This is a genomic window from Chryseobacterium balustinum (genome assembly GCF_900168205.1).
Lineage (GTDB): Bacteria > Bacteroidota > Bacteroidia > Flavobacteriales > Weeksellaceae > Chryseobacterium > Chryseobacterium balustinum.
The window spans coordinates 727,400-747,898 of the sequence record NZ_FUZE01000001.1; the positions used below are offsets into that span (position 1 = coordinate 727,400).

The window sequence follows — 20,499 nt, forward strand, 5'->3', positions numbered from 1 at the left end:
TAATCAGTTTTTAAAAAATAAATATAAAATAAACTCAATAATTTTGGGTTCCCATCCAGTTTTAGAATAAAAGATGGGAGCAGGATAAAAACTATTTTAAAATTTTAAAATCAGTTTCTGCTCTTAAAAATTCACTATTAAGATTTTGCTTTTCGAAAAAATCTCTTAACTCAGTCAAACGTTTTTGATTATCATATTTTAAACTTGAATTCAACTTTTGTTGGCAAAGAGAGCAGGCTCTTGCAAAATGAGAATCTGTCTCGGTAAGATTATTGGTTCCATCCATTACGCAATTTGCATTCAGGCAATGGCTTATTCCAAACATATGACCAATTTCGTGCGAACTTATTTTCAGTAATCTTTCAAGGCTTTTATTAAAGTTTGATTCTGTTAAATTTCCATCGTAAAATCTGAACATCGAAGTTACACCAACTCCATTTTCGTAGGAAGCAAGCCCGAAAACATAATTCCATTCAGGACTTGGAAAAAGGTCTTTTTCCGTAATTCCCATTAAAACAACGGCATCTTTAGGTTTTTTCTTTATTAAAATACTGTCTAATAGATAAGTCGCCAAAATTTGTTCTTGATTATTGCTTCTAATTCTTTTGGCCGATTTTGGAAAAATAGTATTAGATAAAGTGGGCAAGATCTTAGTTTCCAACTGAAAGTATTTGGCTAAATATTGTTTCGTTAACTCAATTTGTTTTTTCTGCAGGATATTAAATTCACCGATGGGCTGAAGGTAAATTATGTTCTTTCCTTCTTCCGGTTTTATCTTTTTTAATTTTTGAAAGTCTTGAAATGTCTGAAAACTTTCTTTTTTATTGTATCTCCATTCTTCTTGTGTAGGATTTTTTAATGCTTCGTCATTAAATGCAATCTTTTCAAAATAAGATAATTCTTTCTTTTGACATGAAAAAAGAAAGATGAGAAGAGGTAAATAAATTAGATTTATAAACGAATTAAATTTTCCCGGGCTCATAAAAGAAAAGAAGCTTTTTATTGGCTCCATCAAATTGCGACCAAGAATCGCAATCAATTTGAAAGCCTGCAACACCGCAAGTCGGAAAATGAAAAATATCCTCAGAAATAGAATTTGCAAAATTGGAAATGCCATTGTTATGGGAGAAAAACGCAACAGAATTCAAATCGTCATTTAAATCATAAATAACAGATTCAAAATTACTTTCAGAAGGATTGTAAAGTTTTTCGTCGGTTCCAAAAGTTAGATTATAGGTTTGATTAAAAATTTTACAGGTTGATAAAGCTCTTACTGCAGGGCTTGAAACGAAATAATCAATACCGATACTGTTATTTTTCAAAAATTTAGACATTTTCAGGGCATCTAGCAAACCTTTGTCTGCCAAAGGTCTGTCGAAGTCGCTAGTTTCTTCAGGCCAGTCACTTTTTGCATGTCTTACGAGGATGAGTTGCTTCATAGTCTTGAGTTTGGATAAGATAAAATTAAACAAAAATTAACGGATAAAAAACATGATTTATAAAAAAAACTGTGTTAGGAATATAATGAGTAAAATTTCTTAAATTTGCAGACTTATGGGACAGATCATTGCTATAGACTACGGAAAAGCACGTTGTGGCGTTGCAGCAACCGATGATATGAAGATTATCGCAAGTGGTCTTGATACTGTGGAAACACGTTTTCTGATGGATTTTTTGAAAAAATACGTCGTTGAAAACCGTGTGGAAGAAGTTGTAGTAGGTCTGCCAACAGACTTGAAGGGAAATGCTTCAGAAGTGGAAACCGATATTTTAGGGTTTATAGAAAACTTTAAAAAAGAATTTCCGCAGATTGAAGTTCATCGTTTTGATGAAAGGTTTACCTCAAAAATGGCTTCGTTTTTTATTTCGCAAAGTGGGAAAAGCAAAAAACAAAGACAACAAAAAGGATTAATAGATAAAGTAAGTGCAACCATCATATTGCAGAATTTTTTAGAACAAAGAACAAGATGATTTTACCAATAAGAGCTTTTGGAGATCCTGTATTGAGAAAAACAGGAAAAGATATAGATAAAAATTATCCGGATCTGCAACAACTGATCGATAATATGTTTGAAACGATGTACGAGGCAAACGGTATTGGTTTGGCGGCACCTCAGATTGGTTTAGATATAAGAATGTTTATTGTAGATGTTACGCCTTTGGCGGAAGATGAAGATTACGAAGATATTGCTGAAGAGTTGAAAGATTTTAAAAAAGTTTTCATCAATGCTCAAATTCTTGAAGAATCTGGCGAAGAATGGAAGTTTAACGAAGGCTGTCTTTCTATTCCTGATGTGAGAGAAGATGTGAAAAGAAAAAGCACAATCTTAATCGAATATTATGACGAAAATTTTGTGAAGCATACCGAAACTTTTTCCGATATTAGAGCCCGCGTAATTCAGCACGAATATGATCATATTGAAGGTACCCTTTTTACCGATCATTTAAGCCCGCTGAAGAAAAAGCTGGTAAAAGGAAAACTTACAAAAATTACTCAAGGAGAAGTATCTATTGGCTACAAAATGAGATTTCCAAAATAATTTAAACTAAGAAATATATTATTATAAAAAGCGTTATAGCTTTTACTGAAATTAAAAAAATAAAATTATGCTGTTAGAAAAAATAATTTCAATCTCTGGGAAACCAGGTCTTTACAAATTGGTATCGCAGTTGAAAAACGGATTCATCATTGAAGAAGTTACTACCAAAAAGAAAGTGAGCATCGGTAATTCAAGCCAGGTAAGCTTGTTAGATAATATCGCAATGTTTACTTTTGATAAAGAAGTTCCTTTGTTTGAGGTTTTTGAAAATATTGCTAAAAACTACGATTACAAAGAAACGATCAATCATAAATCTTCAGAAGCTGAATTGGCTGAATTTATGGTTGCATCTCTTCCAAACTACGATACAGAAAGAGTTTACAATTCTGATATTAAGAAATTGGCTCAATGGTACAATATCCTTCACAAAGCGGGATACATCACTCCAGAAAGTTTTGTAAAAGCAGAACCGGAAACTGTAGAAGGTGAAAGCGCTGAAGGTGATATCACTGCAGACAAAGCGGCTCCGAAAAAAGCGGCTCCAAAAGCAGACAAACCTGCAACTCCAAAAGTAAAAGCAAGTACAGGAGCTAAAGCAGCTACGAAAAGTACACACAGAAAAATGGGATAATTTAGTTTATCTTAATTTATATAAAACCTTGTCAGCAATGATGAGGTTTTTTTTGTTTTTAAATATTGGTTGCAAATATTTTGGTGTTTCGCTTGATGAATGTACATATTCTAATTATTGGGTTTAAAGTTGGACAATCGCAAAGGCGCAAAGTTTAATTTATAAACATTGATTTTTAAGGCGCAAGGATTTTATCAGAGATAAAATTTAATAGTTCAGTTTATAAAGTTTACTGAAAATCTTAGATTTTCTTACGCCTTATCAATATAAAACTTTGCGACTTTGCTATTGTCCAACATTTCTTTAAAAACAAAAGAACATTAATCCGTAAATTTGCTGTATCGTAATTTTTAATATCAGCTAAATTTTTGTAACATTTAGTACTATATTTTTATTTTTTGAATTTTCGTCCATCAACTAGCAACTAAAAACCATCAACTATTAACAACTTATGAATACCAGACAAGAAAAACTCGAAGCTTTCGGAAGACTTTTAGATATTATGGATGACCTTCGTGAAAAATGTCCGTGGGATCAGAAACAGACACTTCAGACGCTTCGTCATTTGACGTTAGAAGAAACATACGAACTTTCGGATGCGCTTTTGCAGGAAGATCTTACCGAAATTAAAAAAGAACTTGGCGATGTGCTTCTGCATCTGGTTTTTTATGCTAAAATAGGTTCAGAAAAAGAAAGCTTTGATATTGCTGATGTTATCAATTCATTAAATGAAAAACTCATTTTCCGTCATCCTCATATTTATGGAGATGTAGAAGTGAAAGATGAAGAAGAAGTAAAACAGAATTGGGAAAAACTAAAACTGAAAGAAGGTAACAAATCTATTTTGGGTGGTGTTCCTAAAGGATTACCAAGTATGGTAAAAGCCTATAGAATTCAGGATAAAGTAAAAGGAATTGGCTTTGAATTTCATGATGCTGAAGATGCCTGGAAAAAAGTGGATGAAGAAATCAATGAGTTTCATGCAGAAACCGATTCAGAAAAAAAAGAGCAGGAATTGGGCGACGTATTTTTCTCTTTAATCAATTATGCAAGAATTTCAGGTTTAAATCCTGACTCGGCTTTAGAAAGAACTAATCTGAAATTTATTTCAAGATTTCAGAAAATGGAACAGTTTGCAACTGAGGCAAATTTAAAATTAGCTGATATAACTTTGGAAGAAATGGATGTTCTCTGGGAAAAAGCAAAACGTTTTGAATAAATGAAAGTCGATCATCCTGTAAGAAACCGGTTTCAATATCTTATTGAAATGAAGAAAACCGAGCGAAAATGGCATTTCCCGTTTTTGGCTGCATTGTGCATTGGTATTCCGCTTTTGTTAGGCTGGTTTTCAGGAAAGCCAAATTACGGAAGTCTTTCGAGTTTGGGAGCGTTAACGATATTGTATTTTACCACAGCACCAATCAGTCAGCGAATGATTCATTTGGCGGTTTGTGCTTTCGGCATCATATTTTCGTTTACCATCAGCCTATTTTTTAGTTTTAATATTTATACAGCGGCATTATCTTTCGGGATTGTTTCTTTTCTGTCACATTTTATTACTTCTTATTTTAAAATTCCGCCACCGGGAAATTTTTTCTTTATTATGTTGGCGGCGATGGCAAGTACCTATCAGTTTGATTTGGAAATGATTCCTATAAGAGTTGGTTTGGTAACAATGGGCGCTATTTTGTCGTGTTCATTGGCTTTTCTTTATTCTGTTTTTGTTGAAAAAAGTGAAGTGGTAAATGTTCCCCGAAGAGTTTTTAAGAAAAAAAGATATACGAAATTTGTTGAAAGTACAATCATAGGCGTAATTATGATGCTGACTTTAATTGTCGGTCATCTTTTAAAATTTCAAAATACATATTGGATTTCAATTTCAACAGTAGCGATTATTCAGGGCAGAAATTTCGAACATGTCCGACAAAGAAATATGCACCGTATCTTCGGAACTTTCATTGGTTTGGGTTTAGCATGGCTGATCCTGCTTTTTGACCCCGAAAAAATTGTCATGATAGGAATTATTGTAGTTTTACAGTTCGTTGTAGAATTAATGATTGTAAGGAATTATGGTTTTGCCGTTGTATTTATTACACCGCTCACTTTACTTTTAATAGAAGTGGGAAGTACTGTTCATCATGAGGTTGAAAACTTAATGGAGGCAAGATTACTCGACACTATTATTGGAAGTTTAATGGGATTGGCTGCAGGATTTTTTCTCCATCACCAACAAATGATTAATCAATTGGAGAAAAATATCAGGTACTCTTTCTTTCAGTTTAAAAAATTAAAAAAATAAAATTATGCGTATTCTCGTTGTATTTGCTTTTATGCTAATGAGCTGCAATCCGAAAGCTCAGGATTCGGTAACAAAATCGCAGGAAGATTTAAAAACAGAATTTTCACTTCCCAAAAAGCTGAAAGAAGTTTCAGGAATTGCTCTTTCACAAGACCAGAAAATCATTTGGGCGATTGAAGATGCAGGAAATAAAAATGTAGTGTACGGACTCAACCGACAAGGAGAATTGGTTAATGACGTGCTTGTAGAAAATGCTGAAAATACTGACTGGGAAGACATTACAAAAGATGCTGCCGGAAATATTTACATTGGCGATTTTGGGAATAATGAAAACGACAGACAAAATCTTTCCATCTTAAAATTAGATCTGAAAAGTGATTCTCAGAAATCGACAAAGGTCATTCAGACGACTAAATTCCATTATGAAGGACAGACTGAATTTCCTCCTAAAAAATCTAATTTACTGTACGATTGCGAGGCATTTGTAGAAAAAGACGGAAGTTTTTATTTGTTTACAAAGAACAGAAGCAAAGGTTTTGACGGAACTTTCTTAGTTTTCCAGATCCCGAATAAAGAAGGTGATTTTGAAGCAAAATTAATTGGAAAACTAAAGCTTGAAGGAGGTTACAATGATGCTGCCATTACATCGGCTGCAATTAATTCTAAAAATGAAATTGTGCTTTTAACGCATAAAAACATTCATGTACTTTCAGGATTTACGGCAAATGATTTTAACTCAGCTAAAATTCAGAAAATGCCTTTAAACCATAATTCACAAAAAGAAGCTGTCGTTTTTGTTGATGATAAAACCTTGCTGATTGCCGATGAAAAGGACAAAAAAGAAGGTGGGAATGTATATAAATTTACTTTGTAGTTTTTAAATAAAAACTATTTTTGTACTCTTAAAATTAACCATGAAAAAATTTTTTTATTTTTTATTCATTTTAGGAATAATTTCGTGCGCAAATTCGGATGATATTCTTGAAAATCAACAAGTTTTACAAGATTTAGAACCAAATAAAGCATTTGTGAATTATATGGAGTTTCCTAAATTAGCATTACTTTATCCATCGTGGTATTATACTTTTAATTATCAAAACGGAAATCTAACAAAAATGACGGGTAAATTAGTAAACGGAGGAACGTTATCTTCGCCTGATATTTTTTATCCTGACTCATTTATTTCTTTATCATACAATAATAATCAAGTAGAAGTTAAAGATTCAGAATCTCCATATACGAAAACAGTTTATACGATGGAGAATAGTAGGCCTAAAAAATCAGAATATTATCAATATTATGTGGACATTGGAGAACAATTAGAGATAACAAAAACATATATGTATGAAGCAAATACTATAGCTGTTTACGAAAACTTTTATAATGGAAATAAGGAAATTTATACCACGTATTTTTTTGATTCAAATAAAAATCTGATAAAAAGTGAAAAATTAGAAAAAACTTATGGAGTGAATAATAGATTGAAAATAACTAATTATTCTGACTTTGATAATGCTAAAAACCCATTCAAAAAAATGTTTTTGATTAATGATAATTTATACGAAAAAAGCTTGTCTGCCAATAACTTTAGAGCAATAGAATCAATCATTCAATACTTACCGAATCCACTTAATGGTAATGTTCAACTTCCTCCAGGAAAAGAAAGTGCCAATTGGACCTATCAATACGATTCAAACGGACAAGTATTACTATACCATCCTTTATAAAATAAGATCCGCAGAAATTCTCTGCGGATTTTTTATGATTTATTTTTTAGAATTTAGAAAAAAGCGTCTTTAGAAACTCAAACCTACACCACCGGAAATTCTTCCACCATCTTCACCTGTAAAGTAATCGATTCTTGCAGAGAAAGACTCCAGCATATTCATCCAAAAACCACCACCGACTCCCTGATGCCATTTGTTTGATTGTTCTCTATCCATCCACACTCTTCCTACGTCATATCCTACTAAAATTCCCATATTGACAGGCACGATATTGTTTTTTACTCTTCCAAAATCCCAACGAACTTCTGCATTGTTGATAAGATATGATTTTCCGGCAAATCTTTCGTTTCTGTAGGCGCGCATTCCGTTGTTTCCACCAATCGCGGCCGCCTGATAAAATTCAAAATTATTATTGCTGATGACCATGGCATTGGTAGAGTTAGCAAAAACAAATTTACCTTTCTTATCAATTCTGTGGAAAAGGCTCATGCTTCCCTGAAAACTTGCAAAATTTCTTTCAAGTTCTTGTAAATTAGCTTTCCAGCCTGCATTTAAAATTAATTCTAACCCTAAAGTAGGGAAGGCATTATTATCAAAGTTTTTAAAACTAAAAGTATAGTTGGCGCCTCCAAACTGTTGATGGTCGAAAACTTCAGGTCTTACATCTGGTGAAACTACAGCAAAACGGTCATCATTTTTCTGTAGTTTAGAGTTTTCAAAAGTCAACTGGAACTGATGTTTCAGATTGAGCCAGCTTGTTTTTGAAATCGAAGGCGCAAATTTGCTCTGTGAGATTCTTACACGATTGTAATCTTTGTCAACAGCATCTTTGTCGTATTGCGTTTCGTTTCCAAATCCAAAAAATGTTCTTGCAAAATGTGGAGTGGTGTGTGTAGCATCAATTCCTGCATCCCAACCGAAAATTGCTTTTTTAAAGACGCCTTTATATCCTAAATTAAATCCTCCTGTTGCGGTGTATAAATTAGCACTGAAACTATGTTTTTGAGTAAAACGGTCACGAATGAAATTATTGACCGTGAAATTAGCTACAAGTCCCAAAATAACTCCGTCATCAGGATTGTAATTTGCCATTGGATAGCCCGCAAAGAAATTATATTTAGGATGTTTCCAGTTGTAGGTGTTGACATCATAATCATCGGTTATATGTTTTGTGGCTCCTTTTGTTTCGTAAGTGTTTTTCTGAGATTTAAAATCATAAATCTTTACGTTTCTTCCGTTGGATACATTATAAACATCGTGGTTATAACCTCCAATTAATCTAATATTTGTCTTTGATTTTCCATCACCTGAAACTTCGTAAATATCGTCATCATCCAATCCGTAAACCCAAAGTTCTTTGGTCTTTTTTCCGTCGTAAGTTTTTTCAAAAACCAATTCTTCGGTTTTATCTTTATTAATTTTGTATTGCTTTACATCAACTGAGTTTCCATTTTTTACAATGACAAACTTGTCTGGGCTGAGAGTACCTACCAACGGAACTTTTTCCTGAAGAATGTGATAGTATTCAACTGCAGAAGATTCTATTTTGTCTTTTCTGAGTTTCAGTTTTCTCTGTATATCGGCAATCGTTTCATCCTGAACTTCTTTCGGAAGATTTTTAAAAGCAACATCAATATCTGCATCTGTAAGGTGTGTCTGGATGTATTTTGCCTGCTCGCTCCAGTTCTGTTCGGTAGAACCTTTCAGGAAAATTAAATCTAATGGATAAGGTTCCATATTGACCCAACGTACATTTTTTATTTCATCTTTAAAAGATTTCATGTGACGAATCATCGGGATGTTCATAATAAAAGTAAATGCAGCGCCATCATAAGTACTGAAAGCCTGATCTCTGTCTCTAGGGATCGGTTTGTAAATAACCTTATTTCCTGTTTTATATTCTGCCCATTTCCATTGATCTTCATGTCTGTCCCAATCTCCAATCAGCATATCAAAAATTCTTGCTCTGATGTATAAATCCTGCTCGACGGAATATTTACTGTCCTTCCGCATATTTTTCAAAACATCTGACGTAGAAACAATATCTGAAGCATTATCAAGCGACTGCAAAGTTTTAGGATCGGAAGAAAAACGCTCTTCAATCATGTATAATTCGTCACCATAATTTTTGTTGTAGCGACCCAAAGATTTTTGTTTTGGGATGTAATATAATTCTGGATTGCTGTGAAAAATATCCAGCTTATCGATCATATTATTGACTGCAAATCCAGTGAAAGGATGATTGGTCGTGTAAAAATCGAGTAAGAATCTTTCAGGGAAAGTATTGTTTAATTCGTTTCCGAAATCGTTTTTCTTAAAAGCTTGTGCATTGAGAAAACGAACCGCACTTTTTTTGATTCCGCGCATTACAAATTCCTGTCCGTCATTGGTTTTCAGCCGAAGACTGTTCGACTGGTTTCCGCCGCCTTCTCTAAAAGGAGAATAACCGGGATTCATATCCGAAAGATCTTTTGTTTTTGCTTCGATCGGAAGTGCATAATATTTTCGGTAATGATCTCCCCAAAGCCAACGGTAAATTTTCCCTTTTTTAGTCAGTTTATCAGCGTAAACAGTGGTTGTGTATTTTGCAGGAAGCGAGCTTGGGAAATTATTTTCAAATACCTGAGGCTGAGGAATTACTGAAATCTGAGTTAGTTTTTTAAGCTCATTATTTTTTGTTGAAAAATATTCTACATCCGAACTCAAATCTTTTCTGAGATTTAAAACAGCAAAGCCACTTCCGCCGTAAGAAAAATCGGTTTTGTTGACAATCGTAGCAGGATCTGTTTTTGAACCGGCTCCACTGATGATTTGTCTGATATTGTTGTCTGCATGATACTGCAGATTATGATCGTGTCCCGATACGAAAATCACATTTTCTTTATCTTGAACAATACTTTTTAGTCTGTTGGCAAAATCTGCATAATGTCTGTTGTTGATGTCTTCCATGCTTGCTCCGGAAGAACTTCTCAATGTTGTAAGCACAGTGGCAACTCCAGGAATAGGAACTTTTCCATTAAAAGCTGAAAGATGAGATTTTGCGGAATTAAATCCGGCATGAACGCCTGAACTGATTACCGGATGATGTAACGCAACAATAATTCTTTTATCCTGATTTTTTGTAATTAAATCTTTGAATTCGGTATAAAAATCGTCTCTGGTTTTAATATCACAACCTTTATTGATTCCGGGATATTTGTCCCAATTAACTAAAGCCCATTCAGAATCGATAATGATAAGTTTGATGTCTTTGGTTAAATTAATATCATCAATCGGACATGAATTTTTAGGCAAAAAAGATTTTTTATCATTCAGATATGTTTTCACGAAATCTTCCTGAGCTTTTAGACCATCTAAACCGTGATACCAATCATGATTTCCGGGAATAACCAGCGTTTTACCTTTGAAATTTTTGGTAATTGCGAGTTGGTTTTCCATTTTTTCTTTTGCCAGAGGATAGTCTTTGTCACTTTCTTTCGGCATTCCGAGAGGATAAATGTTGTCGCCTAAAAATATAAGCATCGAATTGCTGTTGGCAGAATCTATCTTATTTTTAAGAAAGTTCAACGTTTGCTGCGCCTGAATTTCTTCTGAATTTCCGGCATCGCCCACCAAGAAAACCTGAAAATCACTATCTATTTTTGATTCAGATTGCGATACCTCACGTAAGTTTTTACCCTTTTTTACGTTGTAGGTAGCACAAGACAAAAGAAGTCCCGAAAGCAGAACAGTTTTTCCTGCCGGTGATATTTTTTTTAAATAAGATTTAAAGGATAAATTCATACATTTACATTAAGAAAAATTCTGTGATGAGCATCTTAGACAAAGCTAAAAATTATGTTGAAAACTTATTCAAAGATAAACTATCTTCAGTTTACTTTTATCATAATTTTATCCATACCACATACGCCGTTCAGAAAGCAGATGAAATCATAAAACATACCAATTTGTCTGAAATTGACAGAGAAAAAGTACTGCTTGCGTTGTGGTTTCATGATGTTGGTTTTACAGACTGTAATGCTGAAGGTCATGAAGCAAGAAGTTCTGCCATTATGAAAGATTTTCTTAGAAAAGATAATTTTTCGGATGAATATATTGAAGAAGTTTCTAAATTGATTCTTTCTACTGAAAAATACCATCAACCTCAGGGTTTTTTAGAGGAAATTATGAAAGATGCAGACTTCAGTCATTTTGCAAGTCCGTTTTACAATGATTCTGCAGAAGCTTTGCGTAAAGAATGGGAACTGACAGGAGGAATGTGTTTTTCTAATGATGAATGGAATGAGATGAATGTAGATTTTCTTAAAAATAAGCATAAATATTTTACAGATTATGCCAAAGAAAACTGGGAGCCACTCAAATTGAAAAATGTAAAAAAATTGGAAAAGAAGATGGATAAAATGGACAAAGAGGAGAAACCCAAAAAAGAAAATTCAGAAAAAAAAGATCAGAAATCTGATAGAAGTGTAGATACGCTTTTCAGAGTTACCTTAAATAATCATACAAGACTGAGTGATATTGCAGACAGCAAGGCGAATATTTTACTTTCAGTGAATGCAATTATTATTTCGGTATGTTTGTCTGTATTGGTTCCAAAATTAGATGCACCTAAAAACACCCATCTTATCATTCCAACTTTTTTCTTGTTGATATCGAGTGTATTGACCATTATCTTCGCCATTCTTTCTACAAAACCAAATGTGACGAAGACAACTTTTACCGATCAGGATATTAAAGACCGTAAAGTAAACCTTTTGTTTTTCGGTAATTTCCATCAAATGGAATTTAATCATTATCTGAATTCTATGCATGATCTCATCAAAGACAGAGATTATATCTACGATTCTATGGTGAAAGATCTTTATTATCTTGGGAAAGTTTTAGACAGAAAATATAAGTTGCTTTCTATTACTTATAAAATTTTTATGGCAGGAATTGTGATTTCTGTACTGTCTTTTGCGTACGCTTTTCTTTCGCTTTAATTAAAACTTCACAAAACATGATTGTAAGACAGCGAACCCACTGGCTGAAAATGTTATTTATATGGAGAGGTTCTGTACTAAAGAAAATAATTACCCAACTTTTCATCATTACCATTTTCTCTGTAGCGGTATATTATTTTAACGGAAAAATTTATGATTACAAAGTTAAGCTCAATCCTACTGTTTTTACATTGATAGGTTTGGCTTTAGCCATTTTCATGGGCTTTTGCAATACCGCAAGTTATGACCGTTTTTGGGAAGGGAGAAAACTTTGGGGACTGCTGGTCATTGAAACCCGATCTTTAACAAGACAAATCTTATCTTTTATACCTAATGTTTCAAAAGAAGAAAAACAGGAAATTGTAAAGCTTATTTCTGCATTTTGTTGGTCTTTAAACTATCAATTAAGAGATAAATCGGAAACAAAACCTATTCAACATTTACTTTCTGAAGAGCAGTTTCGTCAGATACAGGGTAAAAAATTTATTCCTAATATTGTTTTGGGCTTTATTTCAGATTGGCTGAATGCGCAAAATAAAAAAGGAAATATAGATACGATTGTTTTGACTTCTATGAATCATCAATTAAATCAGTTTTCTAATATTTCCGGAGGTTGTGAGAGGATTTACAATACGCCGCTTCCATTTGCTTACAGTGTTTTGCTTCATCGTACCGTTTATTTATACTGTTTTTGGTTGCCTTTCGGATTACTCGACAGCTTAGATTGGATGATGCCGTTGATTGTTTTGCTGATCAGCTATACTTTTATTGCTTTAGACGCAATTATTCAGGAAATCGCGGAACCTTTTGGTGAGGAAGAAAATGATTTGGCGCTAAACAGTATTTGCAGAACGATTGAATTTTCTATTTTTGAGCAGGCAGAAATTCCGCAAGGAGAACTAAAAAAGCCTGATTCCTATTTTGTAGATTAGTTTACGCTAAAGAAACTCTCATGGCAAGCAACCCTGTAATTCCCTGTAGATCTTCAACTCTTAAAAGTTCAACATCAGATTTTAAAATATTTTGTTTCTGAAGTTTATTGATGTATTGTAGATATTCACGTTGATTTTCCAATCCGAAATATACAATGGTAATTTTTCCGGGGCAGGTAATTCTTTCGGTAGAATCTTTGATATGGGCTTTTTCCAATCTTTTTTTGATGATCTCAAAATTAGAATTAAATGCACCGTCTACATCAAAACGTTTTTCATCCATTCGGAAACGGATATCTATTTTTTCATTATATACAAAAATCAAAGAAGCAATATCGAGCGGAACCGGAAGATCTTTTTTGAATAAACGAAACTCATGTTCCATTGCACAAAGTGTTTCCAGCTGCCAATATCTTAATTCATTAACGATTTTCGAAGAATAGGGTAGTTCTGGAGCAATACTTGGACCGATGTAAAGATTGTGCTCAACACCATCCGACTTAAACCTTTCGAAATAATGCGGGAAAATTTCCTGTGCGGCCACCTGTTTTTGGTCTAAAATATCGGCCAGTTTACGGTTGAGAAGCGTAATAGAATCATCTAGATTTTTTCTGTTGGCATAAAAAAGATCATTCTGCGTAAAAACCTGACTAAAGTAACCTTTGATTTTATCTTTAATGTTTTCATCACTTTTCACCTCAAGCTGACCCTGCAGGTAAGGATGGATTTCTTCCCGTAAAAGTCTTTGGAAGCGTTGTTCTGTATCTGCTTTTATTTCATTATTCAATTCATTTTCAAAAACATCCAATGCCAAGGAATACTTTTCAGATTCTGAGGAATTCAGTGTTGTCATACCTCCCTGAAGTCCGTCTATTTGCTGATTGAGATCTTCCAGCATCAGATTAAAACGCTTGTCTGATGAAGCACGAATGTCTGAAAAACTAAACAAAGGAGTGAGATTTTTAAATGAAATCTCTTTTAAAGTATATATTTTTTTTGCTAAATAAGCATTGAAGTAACGCTCTGCTTCATTCCTGAATTTCCAGATGACGCTGTCATGAATCGTTGTATATTCACGCTGAATGATCGCTTCAATCTGATTATTTCTTTCATACGAAAATCTGCTGAGTGAGAAAATAATCATATCGGCAACAAACTCGAGTTTTTTGAGTTTTAAGCCATTCAAACTATTGGCTATAGGCGAAGTAAACTCCATCATTGCTAATAGCTCATTGTCTTTCATAATCGGAATGACCATGAAGCTATTGATGTTATTATCTTTTAAAATACTGAAAGAAGGGAGTTTTTTAATCTCATCATCAAGCTTGTCGACGTTAGAAACTACGACAGGCTTTGAGTTGTAACTAATGTTTTCAAAAGCAGTTTTCCTTACCTCTTCGTCAAAGGTATTGATCCAAAAATCGAGAAGATAATTGGTGAAAACATTCTCATAAATAGGTAGCTTTTCGAGCCTTTTGTTTTTAGTATTAAAGAGCATCAAACCAAAATTGAGCTCGGCAACATCAAAATAGGATTTAAATATTTCTTTTAAATTTTCATCAGGTGACGGATTTTCCAAGTCAATTTTAATCATGCTCGACTTCAAATCAGATAATGCTACTTCTGAAGTACAGTCGATGAGAGAAATAATGCTGAATCCGTTTAAAATCCACGATTCCGGTTGGAAGTGTTTTTTCCAAAGCTGTACATCATCTAAATTTTCAAGCAGGATATCTAAAATATCATCCGGCGGAATTTTGGTTCCTTCAGCAGGATAAACATCGCTGAAATCTGAATTGACCGTGATTTTATAATGCTTCATAATTCCCTGTTTATCGGGAATGTCGTAATAAAATGGGATGGTAACTTTAATATCTTTTTTAAGGTAAGTCTGCAAAATCAGGCAACAGCAAAAGACGTAATATTCGTCATCACTGATGTCTCTGAACTCGATTTCAAAATCTTTTCCTGCGTCATTTAAAATATTCTGAAATCTTTCGGTATAATTGAACGTAAGATTGGTAAGCGGAATTCCTGCGGCTTTAATTTCATTTCTCGTTAAACCGGTAGGGAAGAGGTCTGCCAATAAAAGTCTGATGAGGTCTTTGTGCTTTTCAAACACCGAAAGATCCTGAAAACCGTCTCTTAATTCTTTGAAATTTTTGGTTTTCTCAATCAAAGATTCTGCATAATTGGCGCGATACTCTAAACGATCATTGTACCGAATATGCTCCAACACATCCAAATATTTTTTGAACGATATAAAAACCTGAAACGGACTTTCTTTCTTGTAGAGATTTGCCAAAATGTAAGAAAAATTGTGAGGGTAAAGGTATGAAAAGTATGAGGGAATTAGCTGTTATAGGTGTTTAAATTTGTATAAGAGACTGGCTTTTTTGTTGTGTTGGATATTTTTATGGTTGTGTTGATAATCTTATAAAGTTTTTGTTTCCATATACAAAATGGTTTTTTTTTAATACAAAACCCACTGCAATTGAGCTGGGTTTATTTTTATATGCTCAAAAGTCGGGAGACTTTGCACAGCGGGGATTGATGTTTTTATTGTCGTTATAGAAGTGGAGGAAAGCTATATACAAAAATAGAATGCTTTTTAACACAAAAGCCTCACATTTTGCGAGGCTTTATTTGAATTATTAGCTCAAAGTCAGGAGACTTTGCGTAGCGGGACTTTATTTTATGGTGATGGCAATTTTAAATCTTGATCCTCATAATTAAGTCTCTCAACTTTATTTGGATTTTTAATTAAAAGCTCTAAAGATCCTTTGGGTTTTAGTATTGAATCTTGTATTTCTATCTTGTTTTCCCAATCTCTATATATGATTATACTATCTTTTTTTCCATACACGATATATGGTATACCATGATTTTCAAAATCAATTGTTTTTTTATAAACTATTGATTTTATTTCTCGATTTCTCATTTCATCTAAAAAACTTCTGTTATTACGATTTTTGGAAGAAAAAATAAAATTATATAAAATTACCACACCGATAATAATTAGAATTATTATTAGATTTTTGTTCCTTTTTGACATATTCTAATTATTTTATGGTTTAAAAACTTAGTGTTTGTTCTGGAAAATGCAGCTCCAAAAGTAGGTTTTGATAATCCATATGAAACTCTCAAGGTAGATAGAATACCCACCATCATATTGTCCCCATTCTTGACTTTTCGTATTATCTACTCCAAAAAATCTTGCAGAACTAGAAGATCCTCCCCCTGAAAAAGCTCCACCAAATCCGGAATTCTATTTTAAAAATTAGTTGTTAATATTTCTTCTTCATACTTTTCGTAGTCTAAAGTATCTATTTTTTTACTGTTCTTAATTATAATCTTCAAAGAACCCTTTGATTTTATAATAGAATCTCCAATTTCTATTTTTTCATCCCATCCTGTATGAGTAGGTAAACTATCTCTTTCAAACACGACATATGTAGCTCCGTGATTATCATAATCAGTACTTTTACGAATAACAACTGATTTAATTTTTTTACTTTTAATTTTTCTATATAATAAACTATTTAAAGTATCATAATTTAATGGTCGATTATAATAATAGATAAAAATTAAACATATAATACTTAAAACAATGTCTAAGTTGGTTTGAAGACGTACACCTCAGCAATTCCTTTTTCGTTTACCCTTGCCCAATAAGATTTCGGTATTCCAGTGTTATTAAAAATAGTAACTTCAAAATTTATTTTCCACTTCTTAATGAATCTAAAAATTCAGGTGTAACAGTTTCCATTTTAACTTTTCCAATTGCTTTTTGGTCGAGACGGAGTCCCTCAACATCATCTTCAAGATTATGAATATTAGTATAATCAACAGCATACTTATACAAATAAATAAATTGATCTTCTTTTTTAAATGTAATATATTCATAATTTGTATAATCTCCCTGTCTATAAGATTGTTCAATAGTAAAAAAAGGATGTTTAATTACCATTTTCTCAAGACCTGTATAAGGAGAATCTTCTTTAGGAATTCTAACAAACTTATCAGAATTAATACTTCCAATTTTAAGATACCCATAATTGTAAAATTCATCTGATTCATCGGAAGAGAAAAGATAAATTTTTTCTTTATTAAAAGTCCATTCTTTAATGGTTTTTTCTTTGGTAATTATTGTATCAGAAACAGGTTTTTTAAATACAATCTGATTTACGTTCGCTGTTTTTGACTGTGGTTCTTTATTCTCATTTATTGTATTATTCGAATGTTGCTTGCAACTCCAAAGGCTAAATAATCCTAAAATTATAATTACTATATACCTCATTTATTTTTTTATTATTTATTAATGTTATACGTATTTCATTTATGATTAATGATTTTCAAACCAGTATCTAGTAAACTTTTTACCTCCAACAATTCCAAATTTATATGAATCTGGTTCTTCGTCTTTTACATAATCACTTGGTGCTGGACAATCAAAAATATTTGTATCCAATTTAATTATTTCAAGTTTTCCATTATTATTTATTTGATATAAATAATGAATTTCAAAAAATTCATTTCTATCATTTATTTTATACTTACCAATTGCTAATCCATGTTTTTTGTTTTCTTTATCTAATTGACAAATTGAATAATCAAATTCTTTCTTTATTCTTAAAGTATCTTTTAATATATCATTTTGAACAACAAATAAATATCGTGTATTCGTGTGAGGCTTTATTTTTAATAAATTAGCTTTATCACTAGCAATTAATTCAGTAATAGTATTATTACTTTGTTCTATTTTTTGCCATCCTTTTTGAATAAAATACTTAGAATTTTCTTTGAAAATTTTCTTAAGTATTTTTGATTCTAAAATAATAAATGTTTCATTTTTAGAGATTTTATCCGAATAACTCTCCAAAGAAAATGGCTTATTTAGTATACTGTTTTCTTGTCCCTTACAAAAAAAACAAACTAATATTAGTATTATAAAACGAAAGTTATAAATTCCTTTGGTCATTTTTGGGAGGATTCCACTTGGTTTTTGTACCATTTTGGTCGTATTTATAATTAACGGCATCATCTTGATCTTTTGTATTATATGAGTTTAGCTTAATAAATCTAGCAGGATTAGTTCTTTTTGTTTTTCCTGTTCCGTAAGCATTTTGAACAGTTGCAATTTCTAAATGTAAATGAGGACTCGGAATATCGTTTGCAATACTACCAGAAACACCAGAATATCCAATAAGAGTACCTGCAGTAATTTTCCCACTATTTACTACTCTTTTACTCAAGTGCATATAAATAAAATATACGTTGTCGTCTTCTTTTATATCAATACCTTTTTCTTCTCCTCTTGTAAATTCTAATTGATAATTTATCTTTTTTTCTTGTTCAAGTAAGTCTTTTACATTTTCAATTTTAATTCTAATTGTTTGACCTGCAGAATTTCCTGGAGTTGATTCTACAACTTCACCATCCAAACATGCATAAACCGGCGTTCCTTCCGATTCACCTTTAATAAATGGCAATGCAAATAGATCTAAACCAGAATGATATTTTGTGTAACCATTTCTAACATCACCATATGCTCCACTAACTGGTTTAATGTTTCCTGCAGAATTATATTTAGTTCTTTGAGGATTATCAACTGGGTCATGCCATTTGCCCGATGATTCTTTTGCAGGTTGAGTAACACTAGGCTCACATTCATCTATTCTGAAAACTTTGCTTGTAATATCTTGAAAATTAGCTTTCCTTTTTTTCTTAGATTCTGTATCATCATCTTTGTTAATAAGATAAGTAACTTTATCTACGATGTCGGGAGATTTGTCTTTTTTTATAACATCACTAATCTTTTTCCACTTCCAAAAACCCATTGCACTATAAACAGCATATTTTTTATCTGTAAGAATTTTATTTGGAGAAGAAACAATATCTACACTTGGATCGAAAGGTTTGATTTCATTATTTACTTTTTCATAATTTTCCTTCCAAGTTAATTGAATAAGTCCTTTACCCCTATATTTACTACCATCACCCGATTCTACATTTCCATTGCCATATTTATCAGAATAAGCATAATTAGCAAGCATATCTTCATATGCAACTTGAACTCCTTTATCTCCATATTTATTCAAATCTTTTCGACCATATTTTTCCGCAATATCAGGATGACTTCTAAAATAAGATAAATTACAAGAACTTTTTTTACTACCATTTGCATAATATCCACCTTTTTTATTTCTTATATCACCTTTAACCCAATTTGCACCTTTACTATACCAATAGCCATTCTTAAGAGCATCTGTAGAATAATTCATGCTCTCTGGACTTTTAATTGTTAAAGTATTTCCAGTTTCTTTAAGAACTTGTGCAAAAAAATGAGCTTTCTTTAAACAAGTATTGATTCCGAAATATTTTGCTCCTTTATTGAAAAATGTTACAATCTCTTCTAAATCACTAGAATTTTTAACCCCTGTAAATATTTTCTGAAGTTCGCCAAGAGTAACTTTTTCACATCTCGGGCATTTTCCATCCTCTTTCGTTTCTGTTGCCGCTTTACCTATACTCGTTGGTGTTTTCGTTTTATCACCAAAAAGCTCAGCCGTTTTCACCACTCCTATAAGAACAATCTCAGTAAGTTTCTCAATCGGTCCGCTTTGCTTCTTTTTTGTTTCGGCTTGTTGTTGTTGTTGTTGTTGTTGTTGTTGTTGTTGTTGTTCAGTAACAGTAACCGGTGTTTTATTAGTGACCTCTTTGAGTTGATAAGATGCGGTTACAAAAAACTTTTTTGTCACATTATCATCACCTGTAAAAAAGCTCATCAATGTTTGTGGTGTGGCATAGTCGGAAAGAGTGAACTTTACTCTTGCGATTCCATATTTGTCTACCTGTGCAGTTTTAGGTTTCTGATATTTTTTATCTTCTGTTGCGCCTTCTTCCCAAAGATAGAAAATTATTTCTTTTCCTACGAGATTCGAAGTTCTTGCCTCTGCAGTTAAGCTTTCGTTAAATTTTGCTGTGTTAACATTTGCTTTTTCTTTGTTTAATAAAATTACTCTTCCAATAGTAGATTCATTTTTTGTTCTTGGAGTTACAATTAAGGTTGCTGCGAGAACTTTTTCATTTTTATTAAACAAGTTTTTCCTTTCTATATGAACTTCAATTTTAAATGGAATGCCTGTCACTTTTTCACCAAAAGTATAAGGCACTTTTTCACCGTATTTTATATTTCCTGAAACTTGTTTCCAGTTCTTATTCACCTTCTTAAATAATGTCCATACGTATTTTTCATCCTCCTTTTTTCCAAAAAGAGGGTTTTCTAAATTATGAAGTCATCTCGACTTTCTTTTTTTAAATTTCCTAACAGCAATAACGATAAAAGCTAAATAATTAAATCCTATCCAGCTTGTTACTGTGGTGTC

17 protein-coding genes are annotated in these 20,499 nt (G+C 32.5%); 9 read left to right on the top strand and 8 right to left on the bottom strand.

The features are described 5' to 3' along the window. Positions 1-91: 91 nt before the first annotated feature. Both B5X64_RS03525 and B5X64_RS03530 read right to left on the bottom strand, forming a co-directional pair. On the bottom strand, positions 92-982 hold the full coding sequence (locus B5X64_RS03525; protein WP_079463907.1) for an archaemetzincin: 891 nt from the start codon (positions 980-982) through the stop codon (positions 92-94). After that, positions 963-1,439, bottom strand: a complete 477-nt coding sequence (locus tag B5X64_RS03530) for a SixA phosphatase family protein (RefSeq protein ID WP_079463908.1) — start codon at positions 1,437-1,439, stop codon at positions 963-965. Before B5X64_RS03530 ends, B5X64_RS03525 begins: the two co-directional genes overlap by 20 nt. A gap of 115 nt (positions 1,440-1,554) precedes the next feature. Between B5X64_RS03530 and ruvX the strand changes: the two genes are divergently transcribed. The 7 genes from ruvX to B5X64_RS03565 all read left to right on the top strand — a co-directional run bounded on the left by ruvX (position 1,555) and on the right by B5X64_RS03565 (position 7,197). Continuing rightward, positions 1,555-1,971 (top strand): Holliday junction resolvase RuvX, encoded by a 417-nt coding sequence (ruvX, locus tag B5X64_RS03535; protein ID WP_079463909.1) that lies wholly within the window; start codon positions 1,555-1,557, stop codon positions 1,969-1,971. Then, positions 1,968-2,540, top strand: a complete 573-nt coding sequence (def, locus tag B5X64_RS03540; RefSeq protein ID WP_079463910.1) for a peptide deformylase — start codon at positions 1,968-1,970, stop codon at positions 2,538-2,540. Before ruvX ends, def begins: the two co-directional genes overlap by 4 nt. Before the next feature lie 67 nt (positions 2,541-2,607). After that, positions 2,608-3,171, top strand: coding sequence for a DUF5606 family protein (locus B5X64_RS03545; RefSeq protein ID WP_079463911.1), 564 nt, complete (start codon positions 2,608-2,610; stop codon positions 3,169-3,171). A 451-nt stretch (positions 3,172-3,622) separates the two neighbouring features. Beyond that, positions 3,623-4,390 carry a nucleoside triphosphate pyrophosphohydrolase gene (gene mazG / locus B5X64_RS03550; RefSeq protein ID WP_079463912.1) on the top strand — a complete coding sequence of 256 codons (768 nt, stop codon included), beginning with the start codon at positions 3,623-3,625 and terminating at the stop codon, positions 4,388-4,390. Continuing rightward, the gene (locus B5X64_RS03555; RefSeq protein WP_079463913.1) at positions 4,391-5,470 is read left to right on the top strand and encodes an FUSC family protein; all 1,080 of its coding nucleotides are present in this window, start codon (positions 4,391-4,393) and stop codon (positions 5,468-5,470) included. 4 nt (positions 5,471-5,474) lie between these two features. Next, positions 5,475-6,344, top strand: a complete 870-nt coding sequence (locus B5X64_RS03560) for a hypothetical protein (RefSeq protein WP_164463453.1) — start codon at positions 5,475-5,477, stop codon at positions 6,342-6,344. 40 nt (positions 6,345-6,384) lie between these two features. Continuing rightward, positions 6,385-7,197: a hypothetical protein gene (locus tag B5X64_RS03565; RefSeq protein ID WP_079463915.1), complete on the top strand. Its 813-nt coding sequence runs from the start codon at positions 6,385-6,387 to the stop codon at positions 7,195-7,197. 69 nt (positions 7,198-7,266) lie between these two features. Here the strand turns inward: B5X64_RS03565 and B5X64_RS03570 are convergent, their stop codons facing one another. Further along, positions 7,267-10,980 (bottom strand): metallophosphoesterase, encoded by a 3,714-nt coding sequence (locus B5X64_RS03570; RefSeq protein WP_079463916.1) that lies wholly within the window; start codon positions 10,978-10,980, stop codon positions 7,267-7,269. Positions 10,981-11,006: 26 nt separating this feature from the next. Here B5X64_RS03570 and B5X64_RS03575 point away from each other — a divergent pair, with 26 nt between their 5' ends. Together B5X64_RS03575 and B5X64_RS03580 are read left to right on the top strand one after the other, a co-directional pair. Continuing rightward, entirely contained in the window at positions 11,007-12,179 is a 1,173-nt protein-coding gene (locus tag B5X64_RS03575; RefSeq protein ID WP_079463917.1) for a Pycsar system effector family protein, read from the top strand. A gap of 17 nt (positions 12,180-12,196) precedes the next feature. Then, positions 12,197-13,111: a bestrophin family protein gene (locus B5X64_RS03580; RefSeq protein ID WP_079463918.1), complete on the top strand. Its 915-nt coding sequence runs from the start codon at positions 12,197-12,199 to the stop codon at positions 13,109-13,111. Between the two features lies 1 nt (position 13,112). On the opposite strand, the gene B5X64_RS03585 is transcribed toward B5X64_RS03580, so the two are convergent. The 5 genes from B5X64_RS03585 to B5X64_RS03605 form a co-directional block, all read right to left on the bottom strand. Beyond that, positions 13,113-15,416, bottom strand: coding sequence for a GAF domain-containing protein (locus B5X64_RS03585; protein WP_079463919.1), 2,304 nt, complete (start codon positions 15,414-15,416; stop codon positions 13,113-13,115). Between the two features lie 390 nt (positions 15,417-15,806). Beyond that, positions 15,807-16,166, bottom strand: coding sequence for a hypothetical protein (locus B5X64_RS03590; protein ID WP_079463920.1), 360 nt, complete (start codon positions 16,164-16,166; stop codon positions 15,807-15,809). A gap of 663 nt (positions 16,167-16,829) precedes the next feature. Then, positions 16,830-17,411 (bottom strand): hypothetical protein, encoded by a 582-nt coding sequence (locus B5X64_RS03595; protein ID WP_079463921.1) that lies wholly within the window; start codon positions 17,409-17,411, stop codon positions 16,830-16,832. Positions 17,412-17,456: 45 nt separating this feature from the next. Next, complete coding sequence (locus B5X64_RS03600; protein ID WP_123920995.1) at positions 17,457-18,092, bottom strand: hypothetical protein; 636 nt, start codon at positions 18,090-18,092, stop codon at positions 17,457-17,459. Next, complete coding sequence (locus B5X64_RS03605; RefSeq protein WP_123920993.1) at positions 18,073-20,214, bottom strand: peptidoglycan DD-metalloendopeptidase family protein; 2,142 nt, start codon at positions 20,212-20,214, stop codon at positions 18,073-18,075. Before B5X64_RS03605 ends, B5X64_RS03600 begins: the two co-directional genes overlap by 20 nt. Between the last annotated feature and the right edge of the window lie 285 nt (positions 20,215-20,499).